Genomic DNA, 16,488 nt, shown 5'->3' on the forward strand with positions numbered 1-16,488 from the left:
CGCCGTCAGTAGCAGGGCAAGGATTGTGGAAAAAGAACGCCGGGAGGGGATTTTTCCGACGTCCAGCCCCGTCGAGTGGGCAGCGCCCTCAGCGGGCCGTCCAGCCCAGGTCGATGTCCAGCACAGCGCCGGTCATGCCCCAGGCGGCGGGACTGGCGACGTAGCTGGCCAGCGCCGCGATGTCCTCCGGGTTCAGAAGTTTTTTGATGGCGGCAGGTTCCAGCATGACTTTCTGCTCGACTTCCTCCGGGGTAATGCCGCGCGTGCGGGCCTGGTCGGCAATTTGCCCTTCGACCAGGGGCGTGCGCACGTAGCCGGGGCAGATGGCGTTCACGGTCAGGCCCTGCTCGCCGGCTTCCAGCGCGGCGGTGCGCGTGAAACCGATCAGGCCGTGCTTGGCGCTGATGTAGGCGCTCTTGAAGGGGCTGGCGACGTGCCCGTGAATGCTGGCGACGTTGATGATGCGGCCCTGTCCACTGCGGCGCAGGTGCAGCCAGGCGTACTTGCTGAGCAGGAAGGGTGCGGTCAGCATCACGTGAATCATGGTGTCCCAGGTGTCCTCGGGAAAGTCGGGAATGGGGTCGATGTGCTGGAAGCCGGCGTTGTTCACCAGCACGTCCAGGCCGCCCAGCGCCGCCACGACCTCATCGACGGCGCGGCGGCAGTCGGCCCGGCGGCTCAGATCCGCGCCGATGAAGGTCAGCCCCTCCCGTTCGGCCAGTTCGCGGCTGTGCGGGCGATCCAGGTCGAGGACGGCGACGGCGAGGCCATCGGCTTTGAGGCGCTGGGCGATGGCCAGGCCGATTCCACTGGTGCCGCCCGTCACCAGCGCGACACGACTTTCTGTGCGGTCTGTCATGCGGTGATTCTAGAAAGCGGCCGTTACGGCGTGGTGACAGCCTGACAGCCGGCCGTATGAACTGCCCCACAGCCGTGAATATCCAGACGCGTTCATGGCGTGCGGGTCAGAGGCTTCAGTCGCCGTCGTTGTCACCCGATTCGCCGTTGCCGGCTTCCGGCTCGCCGCCGAAGGTCGCTTGCAACCCCCGGATAAGCTGGTCGCGTTCGGTATCCGTCAGGCGCGCTTCGGGGTGCATGGGCAGGTAGGTTTTCTCGGGCATGGCCCCTTTGCGCACCTGGCTGGCGGCCTCGTCGGCGTCGCGGCCAAAACCGGGGGTGTTGATGTTGAATTTGTGGCGGCCCTCGTCAACGTGGTTTTGCACCAGCCAGGACACCGGGGCCACGTTGCTGTACCAGGGCCACTTCGTGCGGTGGCTGTGGCAGTCGGCGCAGGCGCGGTCAAACAGGGCTCTGGTACTGGGGCTGTCCCACTGCGGCTCCACTGCTGCCGACGGGTTGGCATGGGCACGACCATACGGCACAAGTTGCAGCACAATAAACAGACCTAGCAGCAGGCCCAGGATGCGGGCGGGGCTCCAGTGTGATTGGCGGGTGAGGTGCATCGGCTTCTCCTTGTTCAGGGTCTAACTGAATAGGAAAACTTCCTGATAAGTGCAGGGTAGGGCTTCGGCAGGGCGGCAGCAACCCGCATCCGCATTGGTTTAGTCGGGAAAGCTGCCAGGGATAGATGGCTTGCCAGGGGCGCACTATGCTGCGGGCATGAGCGCCCGCCCGCTGATCGGCCTGACCACCTCTCAACCCAGCGAGGACAGCGGCCTGGGCCGCCTGTTCAACGGCACCTCCCGCCGCTACATGGAGGGCCTGGAGGCGGTGGAGACGCTGCCCGTGCTGCTGCCCAACCTGCCCGAGCTGGCCGAAAGCTACGCCCGGCAGCTGGACGCCGTGCTGTTCACGGGCGGTGTGGACGTGCACCCGCGGCATTTCGGGCAACATCCCCGGCGCGGCCTGGGAACCGTGGACGAGGGGCGCGACGCCTTCGAGATCGCGCTGTACCGCGCGGCGCGGCAACTCGGAAAACCCACCTTCGGCATTTGCCGGGGCGTGCAACTGCTGAACGTGCTGGAGGGCGGCACGCTGCATCAGCACCTGCCGGACGTGCCGGAGGCGTGGGTCGATCACGCGCAGCAGGCCAGCCCGCCTGCCGTGGGCCACGAGGTGCAGTTCACGCCGGGCAGCCTGCTGGCCGAGTGTCACGGCGCCCAGAAGGTCTTCGTGAATTCGTACCACCACCAGGCGCTCGACCGCCTGGCCCCCACCCTGCGCTGCGCCGCCGTCGCCCCGGACGGCATCGTGGAGGCCTTAGAGGGAGAGGGCCTCATCGCCGTACAGTGGCACCCCGAATTGACTTTTGCAGCGCACCCGGACACACAGGGCACTTTCCGGGCCTTTCGTCGCCTGTTGTAGTGCCTGATCCCAATTGGGGTGATATCGCTGCTTCCCGGCGATATCACCCTACTGAAAGGAGAAGCAAAAAACACGTGCTGCGGGAGATGGACCAGGATTGCGGTGCTTTGCTGCAATCCTATGGAATTGGACGCCGTGCGTAGGACTTCCTCAATCGCCGGAAGTGGGCAGCAGGCTCAGGGCAGCGTCCAAGCTGAGGGCCAGCAGGGCGCTCAGGACAGCACCCAGCAGCACCAGGGCGGTGTTCTGCTGCGAGAGGCCGTTGATGATGGGTTCGCCCAGCCCGCCCGCACCCAGCGCCGCGCCGATGGTGGCGGTGCCGACGTTGTACACCCCGGCGGTGCGCACCCCGGCCAGCATGACCGGCAGGGCCAGCGGCCACTCGACGCGCCGCAGGGTCTGGGCGCCGGTCATGCCCATGCCGCGCGCGGCGTCCAGGGCGCCCCGGTCGACGCCGCGCAGCCCGGCCACGGCGTTGCCGACCACCGGCAGCAGACCGTACAGCACCAGGCCCAGCAGCGTGGGCGGCCAGCCGAAGCCCAGCAGCGGCACCGCCAGCGCCAGAATGGCCAGGGTCGGCACCGTCTGCCCGAAGCCCACCAGCGTCTGCGCCAGGTCACGCAGGTCTTCACGGCCCGGGCGCGTGACCAGCACCGCCAGCGGCCAGCCGATCAGCACCACCAGAACCGTGCCGAGGCCCACCAGCAAGAGGTGGGTCAGGGTCAGCCGCCACAACGGCGTGTCCGGGCTCAGCGGCACCTCGCCCAGGTTCAGGGTGTTGATCAGGCGCGGCAGCACCCCCGGCAGCAGCGCCAGGCCCAGCAGCGCCGGCCACAGCAGCGTGCCCGGGCGCCAGTTTCCACGTTTCAGAGAGGGCCGGTTCAGGGAAGGCATGTTCGGCCCTGGCGCAGGTCGTCCCAGGTCACGGTGCCCAGGGGCTGGCCGTCCTGCTCGACCGCCAGCGTGTCCACATGCTCCTGAAGCATGAGGCTCAGGGCGGTGCGGGCCGACACGCCGGCGGGTACGCCGGGCAGGCCGAGTGCCGGGCCGGGCTGCACGAAGCGCATCACGGGTACGGCGGCCAGGCGCCGGAGCACGATGTCCTCACCCAGAAACTGCGAGACGAACCCGGAAGCGGGGCGGAACACCAGGTCGTCCGGCGAACCGAACTGCTCCAGCCGCCCGGCGTTCATCAGGGCGATATGGTCGGCCAGGCGCAGGGCCTCGTCGATGTCGTGCGTGACCATCACCACCGTCTTGCCGAGTTGCCGCTGAATCTGCCGAAAGGCCGTTTGCAGCGCCTCGCGCCCGATGGGGTCCAGGGCCCCGAAGGGTTCGTCCATCAGCAGCACCGGTGGGTCGGCCGCCAGGGCGCGGGCCACCCCGACCCGCTGCGCCTGACCGCCCGACAGTTGCGCCGGACGTTTCTCCCGGAAGGTGGCCGGGTCGAGGCCCACCAGCTGTAGCAGCTCGTCCACACGCCGGGCGGTGGCGCGGCGATCTTTGCCTAGCAGGTCCGGCACCGTGGCGACATTCTGGGCCACGCTCAGGTGCGGAAAAAGCCCGATCTGCTGAATCACGTAGCCGATGCCGCGCCGCAGCACCTCCGGGCGCAGGTTCCGGGTGTCCTGCCCACCGAGCAGCACCTGCCCGGAGGTGGGTTCGATCAGGCGGTTGATCATGCGCAGGGTGGTGGTCTTGCCGCAGCCCGAAGGCCCCAGCAGCGCGGTGATGGCCCCATCGGGGAAAGACACGCTCAGGTCGCGCACGGCCAGCGCGTCCCCGTAGCGTTTTTCCAGGTGTACCAGTTCAATCATGGTTGCCCACCCGGCCCAGCCGCTGGCCCAGCAAACCCTCTAGCCCACGCAGCGCCCCGTCGATCAGTACCGCCAGAAGCGTGGCCGGCACCGCCCCCAGCAGGATCAGGTCGGCGGCGGCACTTTGTAGACCCTTGAAGATGTAGGTGCCCAGGCCCCCCGCGCCGATCAGGGCGGCCACCGCCGCCACGCCGACCAGCATCACGGCGGCCTGGCGGATGCCGGTCAGCCACACCGGCAGGGCCAGCGGCAGCTGCACCCGCCAGAAGCGCTGCCCAGCGGTCATGCCCATGCCGGTGGCGGCCTCCAGTGTGCCGGGGTTCACGCCGCGCAGCCCCACCACGCCGTTGCGCAGCACCGGCAGCAGGGCGTACAGCGTCATGGCGCACAGCGCCGGGGCCACACCGATCCCGCTGACCCCCACCTCGCGCAGCCCCGGAAAAGCGCGGGCCAGTGCCGAAAGCGGGGCGATCAGCAAGCCCAGCAGGGCCAGACTGGGCACCGTCTGAACGGCGTTGGCCAGGCCCAGCACCGCGCGCGCCACCCCCTCTCGCCCCGCTGCCCAGACCGCCAGCGGCACGCCCAGCAGCAGGGCGAACAGCAGCGCCAGGCCAGTCAGTTTCAGGTGCTGCCCCAGTTCCTGAGCCCAGCGGGCACCCTCGCGGCTTCCCTCGACCAGCACCGACCAGGTGTTCAGGTGCCCCGTGAACACCAGCAGGCCCACCGGCAGCAGCCACAGCCAGGTCAGCCCGCGCTGCGCCGCCGGCAGCGAACGCTGGGCAGCGTACAGTGCGATGCCCGCCCCCAGCAGAAAGACCCAGAAGCCGGAGGCGGCGCTGGCGCGCGCGAACTCCGGCTGGCCCGCCAGGGCCGTGTGGGTCTGGCTGCCCAGCAGCCACAGGGCGGCGGGCAGCGTCAGCGTGGCGGGCACCCAGGCCCAGTTAGGCCGCCGCCAGGCCAGCAGCAGAAATACCCCGCTCAGGCCCAGGAGGCCCGCCGCAGCGCTGGCCGGCAGCCCCAGCCACTCGCCCGGCGCCAGGCGGTTGGGGCGCAGCAGCACCCAGGGCAGAAAAGCCGAAGCCAGCATGGGCACGGCCGCCAGCAGGGCCGTGGTGCGCGCCGTGCCCCGCACCTGATCCCGCTGCGGGCCTGAACCGGGGGCGGTCACGTTATTTCAGGAAGCCCTTGCTTTTCAGGTAAGCCTGCGCCACGTCCTGGGCGGTGCGGCCCTCCAGCGCCACCTGCGCGTTCAGCCCCTGCAGCGTGGCCTGGTTCAGCGAGGCGAAGACCTTATTCAGGAGGCCCTCGATCTGCGGGTTGGCTTTCAGGGTGCCGCTGCGAATGATAGGCGCGGGCTGGTACACCGCCTGGGCACCCTTGGGGTCTTTCAGGGCAACCAGTTTCAGGGCCGCCAGGGTGCCGTCGGTGCCGTAGGCCATGGCCGCGTTGACGCCGCTGGTGCCGCCCGCCGCCGCCTGCTGGGTCTGTGGGGGGGTGGCCCCGGCCAGCACCAGTTTCTGCGCGGCGCTCAGCTTGAAGCCGTAAGCGGCCTCGAAGGCCGGCATGGTGTCGGGGCGGTTGAAGAACTCGGGGCTGCCGGCAATCTTGAATTTCCCGCCGCTTTTCAGGTAACGCGCCAGATCCGAGACGCTGCTCAGTTTGGCGCTGCTCGCCAGGCTCTGCGGCACGGCAATCACCCAGGTGTTGTTCACGTTGGCGGGCTTCAGCCAGGTGATGCCGTTTTTCAGGTCGAGTTGCCGCGCCAGGCCGTAGATGGTGCCAGGCGATCCGGCCTGCTTGGCGGTGATCTTGGCCTTGGGAAACAGGTATACGGCGTTGCCGGTGTACTCGGGGTACACGTCGATCTCTCCGGCCTGAATGGCTTTGCGGTTCACGCCGGTGTCGCCCAGGTTGGTCTTGTCGGTGACTTGCAGCCCGGCATTCCGCAGCGTCAGCACGATCATCTGGCCCAGAATCTGCGCTTCCGGGTCGAGTTTGCTGCCCACCACGATGGGTTGCGCGGCAGCGGCGGTGGTCAGGGCCAGGGTGGTCAGCAGGGTCAGGGCACGGAACATAGCAGTCTCCAATCGGTACAGGCAGGGGGCGGGTCGGTGCGGTCAGGGCCGGTGCAATATAAGGGGAAGGATGGGGGCGAGCCGTGCGCCATGCTTCCACACCCGCCGGCCCCCAAAAAGGAAACGTGCCACCACCGCCGCTTAGCAAGCCTTAACGCTTGCCGGCCACCCCGGCTAGCCTTAAGATTCCCCTCTGAGGCGTTCATGGCCGGGCCGCGACAGGCGCTTATGCTGGCGGTCAGTTCAGCGTCAGTTTCGATTTTCCTGCTTCCTGTGCTTCTTGCCGCGTCGTGTCCCCAGGTGGTTTATGGCATCCAACCCTGCACTGTCTTACCCTGCACGTCCGAAAGCCGCCCTGGAATGGGCGCGGCAGGTCACCCGAACGCACAGCAAGACCTTTTACCTGGGATCGCTGCTGTACCCGCCGGGTCAGCGCGAGGCGGTGTGGGCGGTGTACGCCGCCTGCCGGGTCGGAGACGACATTGCCGACGAGCAGACCGGCGCGGGCGCCTGGCAAAACCTGCTGGCGTGGCGCGCCGAGGTGCGCTCGGCCTTTGCCGGTGAAGCCGGTCAGAGCGAGATGCAGCGGGCGCTGGCTTGGGCCGCGGGTCAGTACGCCATTCCTCTCAGTGCCTTCGAGGAAATGTTCGAGGGGTTCTGCATGGACCTGCGCGGGCAGGCCTACGACACCATGGACGACCTGCGGCTGTACTGCCGGCGGGTGGCCGGCGTGGTGGGCCTGATGATCGCCCCCATCAGCGGTTACCGGGGCGGACAGGCCACGCTGGACGGCGCGGTGCAGCTGGGCGAGGCCATGCAACTGACCAATATCCTGCGCGATGTTGGGGAAGACCTGCGGCGGGGCCGCGTGTATCTGCCGCGCGAGCTGCTGGAAAGGTATGGTGTGTCGCACGCCGAGTTGCAGGCCGGGCAACGCTCGCCCAAGTACAGCCGCCTGCTGCGCCACCTGGCTGATGAGGCGAGGGCGTGGTATGCGCTGGGGGAAGCGCACGTGCCGCAGCTCGACGGACGCTCAAGGGTAGGCGTGGCCGCCGCCGCCCGCGCCTACGCCGCCATCCTGACCGACTTGGAGAACAACGATTTCGACAACCTGACTTACCGGGCGCACGTGTCGGGGTGGCACAAATTGAAGCTGCTGTGGGGGGCGCAGCGCGACTTCCGCGAACCGATCGATGTGTGCCCGATCAGCTGGCTGGAACGCCAGTACGCCCGGGTCATGGCGCCCCGCAACGTCTCCCCCACCGAGAGTGCCGACTGAGGCCCTGCACCCAGATGAGGCTATGCGCCCAGACAAATCAGGATTACCGGGCCAGTTCAGTCGTGCGGGCCTGCACGTCCCGTACGCTCCGGTAACCCGCCACGAAGAGGGCCACCCGCAGTTCCTGCTTCAGCGTCTCGATGTGGTCGATAACCGCCTGCACGCCCTCCAAGGCGAGAGGCAGGAAGGGAAGCGCGACAGCGTTGACATGCGCCCCCAGCGTCAGGGCGCGGGCCATGTCCAGGCCGCTGCGAATGCCGCCGGAGGCCACCAGCGGTACCCGTGGCAGGGCCGCCCGGCACTCGCGCAGGGCCTGGGCAGTGGGCAGGCCCACTTCGCACAGCGGCCCGAAGCGCACTTCTCCATAACGCGCCAGCGCCTCCACCCGGGCCCAGGAGGTGCCGCCTGCCCCGGCCACGTCCAGCGCGGCCAGCGGCAGATCAGCCAGAGAGGCCGCCACCCCACCGGAAATCCCGTGACCGACTTCCTTGACCAGGAGGGGCACGCGGCTTTCGCGGATCACCTGATGCAAGCGGGCGGTGGCCCCCTGGTAGGCCGTATCCCCGCTTGCCTGCATGGCCTCCTGGAGAGGATTGAGATGAACAGCCACGGCGTCGGCGCCCACCAGCGCAGCGGCGCGTTCCAGTTCCGCCGGGCCGTAGCCCTTCATCAGCTGACCCAGACCCAGGTTGCCGATCAGCAGAATGTCCGGGGCCACGTTGCGCACCTGAAAGCTGGATAGGGCGCCGGGCACGTCCAGCATCACGCGCTGCGACCCCAGCATCAGGCCGATGCCGGTGGCCTGCGCGGCCTCGGCCAGCGTGCGGTTGATGGTGCGGGCGCGCTCGGCGCCGCCGGTCATGGCCCCGATCAGGAGCGGCGCACTCAGGCGCTTGCCCAGGAAGGTGGTCGAGAGGTCGATGTCGGCCAGGTTCACCTCGGGCAGGGCGCGGTAGGGCCAGGGCACGGCCTCCAGGCCGGTGGTCACTGTCTGAAACTGCACGTCGTGCGCGAGACACACGTCGATGTGCTTCAGCTTGCGGCGCTGCACCTCACTCACCTGTGCTCACCTGTCTGGACTCACCTGCGGCCTCCAGGGGAACGGCCCCCATCAGGGCCGCCAGGGCAACTTCTTTGCCCTTGGCCTCCACCTCGATCCAGGGCACGTCGGCGTAGGCGCTGGGCAGGTGCGTGATCAGGTAACTGTGCCGCCTGTCCTGGTGGTTTTCCAGGCCGTTGCTGAGGTGAACGACCTGCCATTCGGGGGGCGTCCAGGTGGCCCGCGCCCGCAGCACCCACTCGCGCACGCTGGGGTCTTCCTGATCCGCCAGGCGCTCCTTGACCACGTGGTGGTGCGCGTCGAACACGAAAGGCGTGCCGGTCGCCTCGCAGATGGACAGCAAGTCCTGCGGCCCGTAGGCGCGTTCGTCGTTTTCCAGGCCCAGACGCAGGCGCACGGCGGGCGGCAGGTCGGGAATCAGGGCCTGCAATTCGGCCCCGCGCCCGCCCTTTCCACCGTGCAGCAGCAGCAGGTTCCAGGGGCTGCGCTCTAGGCCCAGGGCGTCCATCACGCTGGCGTGGCTTTGCAGGGCGTGCAGGCTGCTGGCGCGCACCTCGGGCCGCTCGCTGTTCAGCACGATGAACTGTTCGGGGTGCATCAGCACGCGAATGCCCGCGTCCCGGAAGGCCTGCCCGGCGGCCCGCAGCTCGGCGCTCAGCGAGGCCAGCACCGCGCGGCCGGTGTCGTCGCCGGCCAGGTCGAGCATGGGGAACAGGCTGGAACTCATGCGGTAGAGCCGCACGCCCCGCGCGGCGCAGTAGGCGGCCGCCGAATGCAGAATGCGGACGTTCTCGCGGTACAGAGTCAGCAGCTTCTCCTCGCGCCCGGCAGGCGAGAGCGTGCGGTAGCGGCTGAGGGTCACGGTTTTGAACCGCACCTCCGGCCCCACGGTAAGACAGACCAGACCGTAATGCGGCGTTCCCATCCGCCCAGCGTAGCGTGCCTGGGTGCGGGCCGGCGGCGCATCAAGGTTGCCTGAAGCGGGATCAGGGACGCCGGCCCTGCCAGGTGGGCTAGCATGCCAGCCATGTCCCTTCCAGCAGAGTTACAGCGTCCCCGGCGGGCCGTGATCATCGGCGCGGGCTTCGGCGGCCTGAGCTTGGGCATCCGGCTGCAAAGCCTGGGCTTCGATACGCTGATTCTGGAACGGCTGGACGGGCCGGGCGGGCGCGGCTACCAGAAGCACACGCCGGACGGCTACGTGTTCGACATGGGGCCGACCGTGATCACGGTGCCGCACTTCATCGAGGAACTGTTCGCGCTGGAGCGCGGCCGCGCCCAGCTGGACGGCGCGGACTTCCCGCAGAGCGTGCGGAACGCGCCGCGGGTCACGGTGGGCCCCTCGGGCGGATCGCACACCCGGCGCTATGTGAACCTGGTGCCCATTCTGCCCTTTTACCGCATCGTGTTCGACGACGGCACGCATTTCGATTACGACGGCGACCCGCAGCACACCCGCGAGCAGATTCGTGAACTGGCCCCGGAAGACCTGGCCGGGTACGAGCGTTTCGACCGCGACGCCCGCGCCATTTTCGAGCGCGGCTTTCTGGAGCTGGGGTACACGCACTTCGGCGACCTGCCCACGATGCTCAGGGTGGTGCCCGACCTGCTGCGGCTGGACGCGGTCAGGACGCTGTTCTCGTTTACCAGCAAGTACTTTCAGTCGGGCAAGATGCGCCAGGTGTTCAGTTTCGAGACGCTGCTGGTGGGCGGCAATCCCCTCAGCGTCCCGGCCATCTACGCGATGATTCACTTCGTCGAGAAAACCTGGGGCATTCATTACTGCATGGGGGGCACCGGCGAACTGGTGCGGGCCTTCGAGCGCAAATTTCGTGAACTGGGCGGCCAGATCCGCTACGGCGCGGGTGTGCAGGAGATCACCGTGACCGATGACTGGGGCCAGGCGCCTTCACCACTGAGACCCCGCGTGGCGCGCGGCGTGGTGCTGGAAAGCGGCGAGCGCGTCCCCGCCGATCTGGTGGTCAGCAACGGCGACTGGGCCAACACCTACCTGAAACGCGTGCCGGCCCGCGCCCGGCTGGTGAACAGCGACCTGCGCGTGAAGGCGGCGCGCCAGAGCATGAGCCTGCTGGTCATCTACTTCGGGTTCCGCGACGACGGGCAACCGCTGAACCTGCGCCACCACAACATTCTGCTGGGCCCGCGCTACGAGGCGCTGCTGCGCGAAATTTTCGGCCAGAAGGTGCTGGGCGCCGACTTCAGCCAGTACCTGCATGTGCCCACCCTCACCGACCCCAGCCTGGCCCCGCCAGGCCACCACGCCGCCTACACCCTGGTGCCGGTACCACACAAGGGCAGTGGCCTGGACTGGTCGGTAGAAGGCCCGAAACTGGTCGAGCGGGTGTACGCCTACCTGGATGAGCGCGGCATTATTCCTGGCCTGCGCGAACGCCTGACGCACTCGGAATTTATTACTCCGGACTACTTTGCCGGCACGCTGGACAGTTACCTGGGCAACGCGTTCGGGCCGGAGCCGGTGCTGGTACAAAGCGCTTTCTTCCGCCCGCACAACCGCAGCGAGGACGTGAAGAACCTGTACCTGGTGGGCGCAGGTGCACAGCCCGGCGGCGGCACCCCCAGCGTGATGATGTCGGCCAAAATGACCGCCCGCTTGATCGCCGACGACTTCGGCGTTCCGCCCTCTATCCGGCGCTGACAGAAACAGCCGAAACGAGCCGGGCCTGCATGAATACAGGCCCGGCTCGTTTCGGAAGTTCAGGGAAGATTCAGAAACTGTCTTCCCGACCTCGGTGGCTCAGCTGGCGGGGTTTGGGGCGCGGTTCCACACGCGGTGCTGCGCCAGCAGCTGCACGAAGGCGGCGTTGTCGTCGTCGATCACGCCGTGCGCGGCGTCCCAGGGGGTGCCGGGGAGTTGGCGGGCCGCCGCGGCCAGGGCCGGTGCTCCGTCGGCAATGGCGCCCAGGGGTTTGGCGTGCAGATACGCTTCACGCAGGAAGTCCAGCGCCTCGGTTTCGGTTTGCAGTTGCCCGTCCGCGACGACCACCGCGTCGAACAAGCTGGCGTGCGAATTGCCCAGGGTCTTCATGGCCTGCACCCCGCCCAGGTCGCCCAGGTGCGTGCCGACCACTTCGCCCATGGCTCCCTCGGCGCTCAGCGCCTGCTGAAGGGCCTTGACTGCCCCGGCGTCCACACCGTCGCCGGCCAGAATCGCCACGTGGCGGCCCTTGGCGGACTGCGGCTGCTCCAGCTGGCTCAGGGCGGCGGCTTTCTTCAGGCCGCCCGAGGCGCTGGTGTCGGCCTCGGCGCGGGCCAGCAGCGCCATTTCGGCGGGTTCGTCGTAGGTCACGCTGGGTTTGGCGGTCTCCTGGGCGCGGGGTTTCTCACCCAGGCCCAGCGCCACCTGAGAGGCCAGCAGCGGGTGAATCTTCTCGAGGTGTTCCAGCATGGCCAGGCGCACGTGCGGCGTTTCGACCTTGCTCAGCTCGAAGCGCAGGGCCTTGGCGATGTGCACGCGCTCGACCGGCGACATGCTGTTCCAGAACAGCTTTGCCTGGCCGTAATGGTCACTGAAACTGGCCGGGCGCACGCGCAACTTGGCGCCCGAGGCCATCACCGGGTGGCTGTGGAACCCCTGCTTCTCGTCGGGGGCGGGTCGGTTGCCGTCCAGCGAATTGGGGAAGTAAGACACGCGGCCCGGATTGATCTGGAAACGCATGTGGCCGTCGCGCTGGTTGTTGCTGGCAGCGTTCACGGGGCGGTTGATGGGCAGCGACTGCCAGTTGGGCGAACCCAGGCGCGAAAGCTGCGTGTCCAGGTAGGAGAAGTTGCGCCCTTGCAGCAGCGGGTCTTCGGTAAAGTCCATGCCCGGCACGATGTTGCTGGTCATGTAGCCGACCTGCTCGGTCTCGCTGAAGAAATTGTCGGGGTTGCGGTTCAGCACCATCTTGCCGATCAAGCGTACCGGCACCAGGTCTTCCGGGACGATCTTGGTGGCGTCCAGCACGTCGAAGTCCCACTGCGCCGCCTGCTCGGGCGTGAACAGTTGTACGCCCAGGTGCCATTCCAGCATGCCGCCGGCGTCGATGGTTTCCCACATCTGGCGGCGGTTGAAGTCGGGGTCTTTGCCGGCAATCTTCTGCGCTTCGTCCCACACCAGCGAGTGCGTGCCCAGCAGCGGCTTCCAGTGGAACTTCACGAAGGTCACCTCGCCGCGCGCGTTGATCAGGCGGAAGGTATGGACGCCGAAGCCCTCCATGGTGTCGAAGCTGCGCGGAATGGCGCGGTCCGACATGGCCCACATGATCATGTGCATGGATTCGGGCGTCAGTGAGATGAAATCCCAGAAGGTGTCGTGGGCGCTGGCGGCCTGCGGCATCTCATGGTGCGGTTCGGGCTTGACCGCGTGCACTAAGTCCGGAAACTTGATGGCGTCCTGAATGAAGAACACCGGGATGTTGTTGCCCACGATGTCCCAGTTGCCCTGCTGGGTGTAGAAGCGGGTGGCGAAGCCGCGCACGTCGCGGGGGGTGTCGGGGCTGCCCCGGAAGCCCGCCACGGTGGAGAAGCGCACGAACACCGGGGTTTTCGCGCCCACCTCGGTCAGCACCTGCGCGGTGGTGTAGTCCCCCAGCGAGTCGGTCAGTTCGAAGTAGCCGTGTGCGCCGCTGCCACGCGCGTGCACCACCCGTTCGGGGATGCGTTCATGGTCGAAGTGGTGCAGCTTTTCGCGCAGGAAATGGTCTTCGAGCAGAACCGGGCCGCGCTCGCCAGCTTTCAGGCTGTTCTGGTCGTCACCGATGACGTGGCCCATGTTGTCGGTCAGCATGTTGCCGGGCTGGAGGGTGTCGTGCGCCAGATCCTGCTGCTTGGCGTCGTTGTTTGTTTTCTTCGTCATAGGTCTCCTGCTTTCCTTGTTTCACTGGGCTGGCTGGCCAGGGTGGGTTTCAAAGATTCAATTCTGGTTGAACTCGCGTTCGGCCTGCCCCTTGATGGGGTTGTTGCGGGTGGCCTCAGTTTCGACCTGCTTGCCAGGGCGTGCCGCGTCGGAGGCGGTGGCGGCGGGCAGGAAACGGGTGGTCAGGGCCATCAGGTCGGCGGTCAGTTCGGGCGCGAGGTTGGACGCCCACCCCAGCAGCAGGGCCGGGCCGCCGATCATGGCCTGCGCGTTCCCGCGCACCAGCGCGTCCACCGCGCGCCGGGCCGCCACCGCGGCGTCCAGCGAGAGCACCGGGAGGTTGTCCAGCGTGGCGAACAGCGCGTACTCCTTCTCGTACTGGCCTTTCACCTCGGCCTGGCGGGCGCTGCCGGTGCGCATCAGGCTGGGCAGCACGGTGGTCACACCCACGCCGTGCTGCGCCAGTTCCGCCCGCAGCGCCTGCCCCAGCCCATAAGAGGCAAATTTGCTGACGCTGTACGGCCCCAGGTGCGGCACCGCCACCTTGCCACCCACCGACGACACGATCAGCACGCGCCCAGCATTCTTTTTCAGCTGGGGCAGCGCCGCGCGGGTCAGGCGCAGGGCCCCGAAGGCGTTGACCTCCATGATCCGCATGAAATCCTCGTCGGTCATGTTTTCCAGCGGGCCGGTCTGGATGATGCCGGCGTTGTTGACGACTATGTCCAGCCGCCCGAAGTGGGCCACCGTTTCCTCCACGGCGCGGGTCAGGTCTGCGGGCTGCGTCACGTCGGCGACCACCGTGTAGGCCTCGCCACCGCGCTCGCGGATGTCCTGCGCGGCGCGTTCCAGTTCGGCGCCGTCGCGCGCCAGCAGGGCCACCTGGGCGCCGCGGGCCACCAGTTCGCGGGCCAGGGCCAGGCCCAGCCCGCGTGAACCGCCCGAGATCAACGCGACTTTGCCGCCGAGGTCGTACGGCGCTTTCAGGGCGCGGCGGGCCGAGAGGGCGGCCACGCCCGCCACCAGCATCAGTCGTTTGGGGATTCGCATTCCCTTACCTTATGCCCAGGGGTTCAGCACCACTTTGATGCAACCGTCATGCTTGTCCCGGAAGGTCTTGTACAGATCCGGCGCCTGATCCAGCGTGGCGCGGTGCGTGATCACGAAGCTGGGGTCGATCTCGCCGGCCTCGATGCGCGACAGCAGCGGGTAGATGTGCTTGTGGGTGTGCGTCTGGCCCATCTTGAAGGTCAGGCCCTTGGCGAAGGCCGCGCCCATCGGCAGCTTGTCGACCAGGCCGCCGTACACGCCGGGCAGGCTGACGGTGCCGCCCTTGGCGCAGCTTTGGATGGCCCAGCGCAGGGCCGTGATCCGGTCAAAACTGAGTTTGAGGGTCTGCTGCAACTTGTCGAGCGCCGCGCCGGGGCCGTGGCCGTGCGCTTCCATCCCCACCGCGTCGATCACGTGATCCGGGCCGCGCCCGCCGGTCGCCTCGCGGAGCGCCTGCAGCACATCCTCCTGCTCGTAATTGATGGTCTGTGCGCCCGCTTCCTGGGCCATTTTCAGGCGTTCAGACACGCGGTCGATGGCGATCACGTGCGCCGCGCCCAGCATGTAGGCGCTGCGAATAGCGAACTGCCCCACCGGGCCGGCCCCGAACACCGCCACCACATCACGCCCGGGCTGGATGTTGCAGTTCTCGGCGGCCTGCCAGCCGGTGGGGAAAATGTCGGTCAGGAACAGTACCTGTTCGTCCTTCAGGCCCGTTTCGATCTTGTGCGGCCCCACGTCGGCGAAGGGAACGCGCACGTACTGCGCCTGCCCGCCCGCGTACCCGCCGTACATGTGGGAGTACCCGAACAGCGCGCCACCGCTGGTGGCACCATACAGCGCCTCAGCCATGCGGTGGTTGGGGTTGCTGTTGTCGCAGGCGCTGTACATGCCGCGCACACAGTAGTCGCACACGCCGCAGGAGATGTTGAAGGGCACCACCACGCGGTCGCCGACCTTCAGTTTCTTCACTGCCTTGCCGACTTCCACCACTTCACCCATGAACTCGTGGCCCAGGATGTCGCCCTTTTCCATACTGGGAATAAAGCCGTCGAGCAGGTGCAGGTCGGAGCCGCAGATGGCGGTGGAGGTGATTTTCACGATGGCGTCAGTGGGTAAAAGCAGCGTGGGGTCGGGCACCGTTTCCACGCCAACCTTATTTACGCCCTGCCAGACAATTGCTTTCATGCGTTACCTGCCTTCCGTTGATCCTGCTCGGCTTTGGGGCTTTCCTCGCCCGTTTTGGTCTTCTGGCCGGCGTCGGGGCGGCCACTGGTCTGACCGTTGGTGGTGGGGGCAAAGCCCAGTTCCTGCTCACGCTTGAACCGCATCAGGTCGTCGCGCAGTTGCTGGGCGGGTTCCTCACCGAACAGGCGCGCCAGCACCGCGCCGGTGGCGCCCAGCGGGGGCTTGTACGTCATGTTCACGGTAATCTGGGTACCGCGCTGCCCCGGTGCGGGCTGGAATTTCACCTCGCCGCTGTTCTCGATGGTCGACCCCGGCAGGCTCTGCCAGGCGATGCGCCGGCCCGGCTCATCGGCGGTCAGCTCGGCTTCCCAGCTCACGGCCTGGCCCAGCGGCGCTTTGGCCGTCCATTTCGAGCGCTTCTCGTCCAGCACTTCCACGCTCTGAAGGTGGCTCATCAGGTGTGGCAGGTTGGGCAGGTTGCGCCAGATGGCGTACAGCCCCTCGACCGGCTTGTTGATGGTCACCGCGTCGCGGATCAGCACCTCTCCTGGCGTGTCGGTCTGCTCGATTTTCAGGGCTGGGGCCAGCGGCTGCTTGCCTTTCAGGGCCAGGTAGCCCATGCCAGCGCCGGCCGCGCCCAGCACCAGCGTGCCCAACGTCGAGCGGCTGCGCAGGCTGGACGCCAGGAACATGGCTCCCAGTGCCGCAAACAGGGTCTTCTCGGGAATGGTGATGTTCTCGGTCTTATCGGTGTTGTCCGTCTGATCGGTCATAAGGTTCTCCCTGGAAAGTTCTCCCTGGAAATGGGGGCGGGCAGC

15 protein-coding genes are annotated in these 16,488 nt (G+C 67.6%); 3 read left to right on the forward strand and 12 right to left on the reverse strand.

What is annotated here, in order from left to right; all coding sequences use genetic code 11:
- Window positions 1-88: 88 nt before the first annotated feature.
- Both E5Z01_RS06545 and E5Z01_RS06550 read right to left on the reverse strand, forming a co-directional pair.
- A complete protein-coding gene (locus E5Z01_RS06545; RefSeq protein WP_135228634.1) occupies window positions 89-859 on the reverse strand; it encodes a 3-hydroxybutyrate dehydrogenase in 771 nt (256 codons plus the stop codon).
- 115 nt (window positions 860-974) lie between these two features.
- On the reverse strand, window positions 975-1,463 hold the full coding sequence (locus tag E5Z01_RS06550; protein WP_135228635.1) for a heme-binding domain-containing protein: 489 nt from the start codon (window positions 1,461-1,463) through the stop codon (window positions 975-977).
- A gap of 157 nt (window positions 1,464-1,620) precedes the next feature.
- Between E5Z01_RS06550 and E5Z01_RS06555 the strand changes: the two genes are divergently transcribed.
- Complete coding sequence (locus E5Z01_RS06555; RefSeq protein WP_135228636.1) at window positions 1,621-2,325, forward strand: gamma-glutamyl-gamma-aminobutyrate hydrolase family protein; 705 nt, start codon at window positions 1,621-1,623, stop codon at window positions 2,323-2,325.
- Window positions 2,326-2,475: 150 nt separating this feature from the next.
- Here E5Z01_RS06555 and E5Z01_RS06560 read toward each other — a convergent pair whose 3' ends face one another.
- From E5Z01_RS06560 to E5Z01_RS06575, 4 genes are read right to left on the reverse strand one after another with little or no spacing between them, the layout of a single operon-like run.
- Complete coding sequence (locus tag E5Z01_RS06560) at window positions 2,476-3,219, reverse strand: ABC transporter permease (RefSeq protein ID WP_135228637.1); 744 nt, start codon at window positions 3,217-3,219, stop codon at window positions 2,476-2,478.
- On the reverse strand, window positions 3,207-4,142 hold the full coding sequence (locus E5Z01_RS06565) for an ABC transporter ATP-binding protein (protein ID WP_135228638.1): 936 nt from the start codon (window positions 4,140-4,142) through the stop codon (window positions 3,207-3,209). Before E5Z01_RS06565 ends, E5Z01_RS06560 begins: the two co-directional genes overlap by 13 nt.
- Window positions 4,135-5,310 carry an ABC transporter permease gene (locus tag E5Z01_RS06570; RefSeq protein ID WP_338069133.1) on the reverse strand — a complete coding sequence of 392 codons (1,176 nt, stop codon included), beginning with the start codon at window positions 5,308-5,310 and terminating at the stop codon, window positions 4,135-4,137. The genes E5Z01_RS06565 and E5Z01_RS06570 overlap by 8 nt, the downstream gene beginning before the upstream one ends.
- Window position 5,311: 1 nt before the next feature.
- Window positions 5,312-6,217 carry a glycine betaine ABC transporter substrate-binding protein gene (locus tag E5Z01_RS06575; RefSeq protein ID WP_135228639.1) on the reverse strand — a complete coding sequence of 302 codons (906 nt, stop codon included), beginning with the start codon at window positions 6,215-6,217 and terminating at the stop codon, window positions 5,312-5,314.
- 307 nt (window positions 6,218-6,524) lie between these two features.
- On the opposite strand from E5Z01_RS06575, the gene E5Z01_RS06580 reads away from it, so the two are divergent.
- Complete coding sequence (locus E5Z01_RS06580; protein WP_135228640.1) at window positions 6,525-7,496, forward strand: phytoene/squalene synthase family protein; 972 nt, start codon at window positions 6,525-6,527, stop codon at window positions 7,494-7,496.
- A 43-nt stretch (window positions 7,497-7,539) separates the two neighbouring features.
- Here E5Z01_RS06580 and fni read toward each other — a convergent pair whose 3' ends face one another.
- Together fni and uvsE are read right to left on the reverse strand one after the other, a co-directional pair.
- A complete protein-coding gene (gene fni / locus E5Z01_RS06585) occupies window positions 7,540-8,556 on the reverse strand; it encodes a type 2 isopentenyl-diphosphate Delta-isomerase (protein ID WP_135228641.1) in 1,017 nt (338 codons plus the stop codon).
- On the reverse strand, window positions 8,549-9,481 hold the full coding sequence (gene uvsE, locus E5Z01_RS06590) for a UV DNA damage repair endonuclease UvsE (protein ID WP_135228642.1): 933 nt from the start codon (window positions 9,479-9,481) through the stop codon (window positions 8,549-8,551). The genes fni and uvsE overlap by 8 nt, the downstream gene beginning before the upstream one ends.
- Before the next feature lie 102 nt (window positions 9,482-9,583).
- Between uvsE and crtI the strand changes: the two genes are divergently transcribed.
- Window positions 9,584-11,233 carry a phytoene desaturase family protein gene (gene crtI / locus E5Z01_RS06595; protein ID WP_167757801.1) on the forward strand — a complete coding sequence of 550 codons (1,650 nt, stop codon included), beginning with the start codon at window positions 9,584-9,586 and terminating at the stop codon, window positions 11,231-11,233.
- A 99-nt stretch (window positions 11,234-11,332) separates the two neighbouring features.
- Here crtI and E5Z01_RS06600 read toward each other — a convergent pair whose 3' ends face one another.
- Genes E5Z01_RS06600 through E5Z01_RS06615 form a run of 4 tightly spaced genes read right to left on the reverse strand, consistent with a single transcriptional unit; the run spans window position 11,333 to window position 16,443 of the window.
- On the reverse strand, window positions 11,333-13,432 hold the full coding sequence (locus E5Z01_RS06600) for a catalase (RefSeq protein WP_135228644.1): 2,100 nt from the start codon (window positions 13,430-13,432) through the stop codon (window positions 11,333-11,335).
- Between the two features lie 57 nt (window positions 13,433-13,489).
- Window positions 13,490-14,482: an SDR family NAD(P)-dependent oxidoreductase gene (locus E5Z01_RS06605; RefSeq protein ID WP_135228645.1), complete on the reverse strand. Its 993-nt coding sequence runs from the start codon at window positions 14,480-14,482 to the stop codon at window positions 13,490-13,492.
- 9 nt (window positions 14,483-14,491) lie between these two features.
- The gene (locus E5Z01_RS06610; protein ID WP_135228646.1) at window positions 14,492-15,670 is read right to left on the reverse strand and encodes a zinc-dependent alcohol dehydrogenase; all 1,179 of its coding nucleotides are present in this window, start codon (window positions 15,668-15,670) and stop codon (window positions 14,492-14,494) included.
- Complete coding sequence (locus E5Z01_RS06615; protein ID WP_135228647.1) at window positions 15,667-16,443, reverse strand: SRPBCC family protein; 777 nt, start codon at window positions 16,441-16,443, stop codon at window positions 15,667-15,669. The genes E5Z01_RS06610 and E5Z01_RS06615 overlap by 4 nt, the downstream gene beginning before the upstream one ends.
- Window positions 16,444-16,488: the final 45 nt, after the last annotated feature.

Origin of the sequence: Deinococcus fonticola, assembly GCF_004634215.1 — a bacterium.
Taxonomy (GTDB): domain Bacteria; phylum Deinococcota; class Deinococci; order Deinococcales; family Deinococcaceae; genus Deinococcus; species Deinococcus fonticola.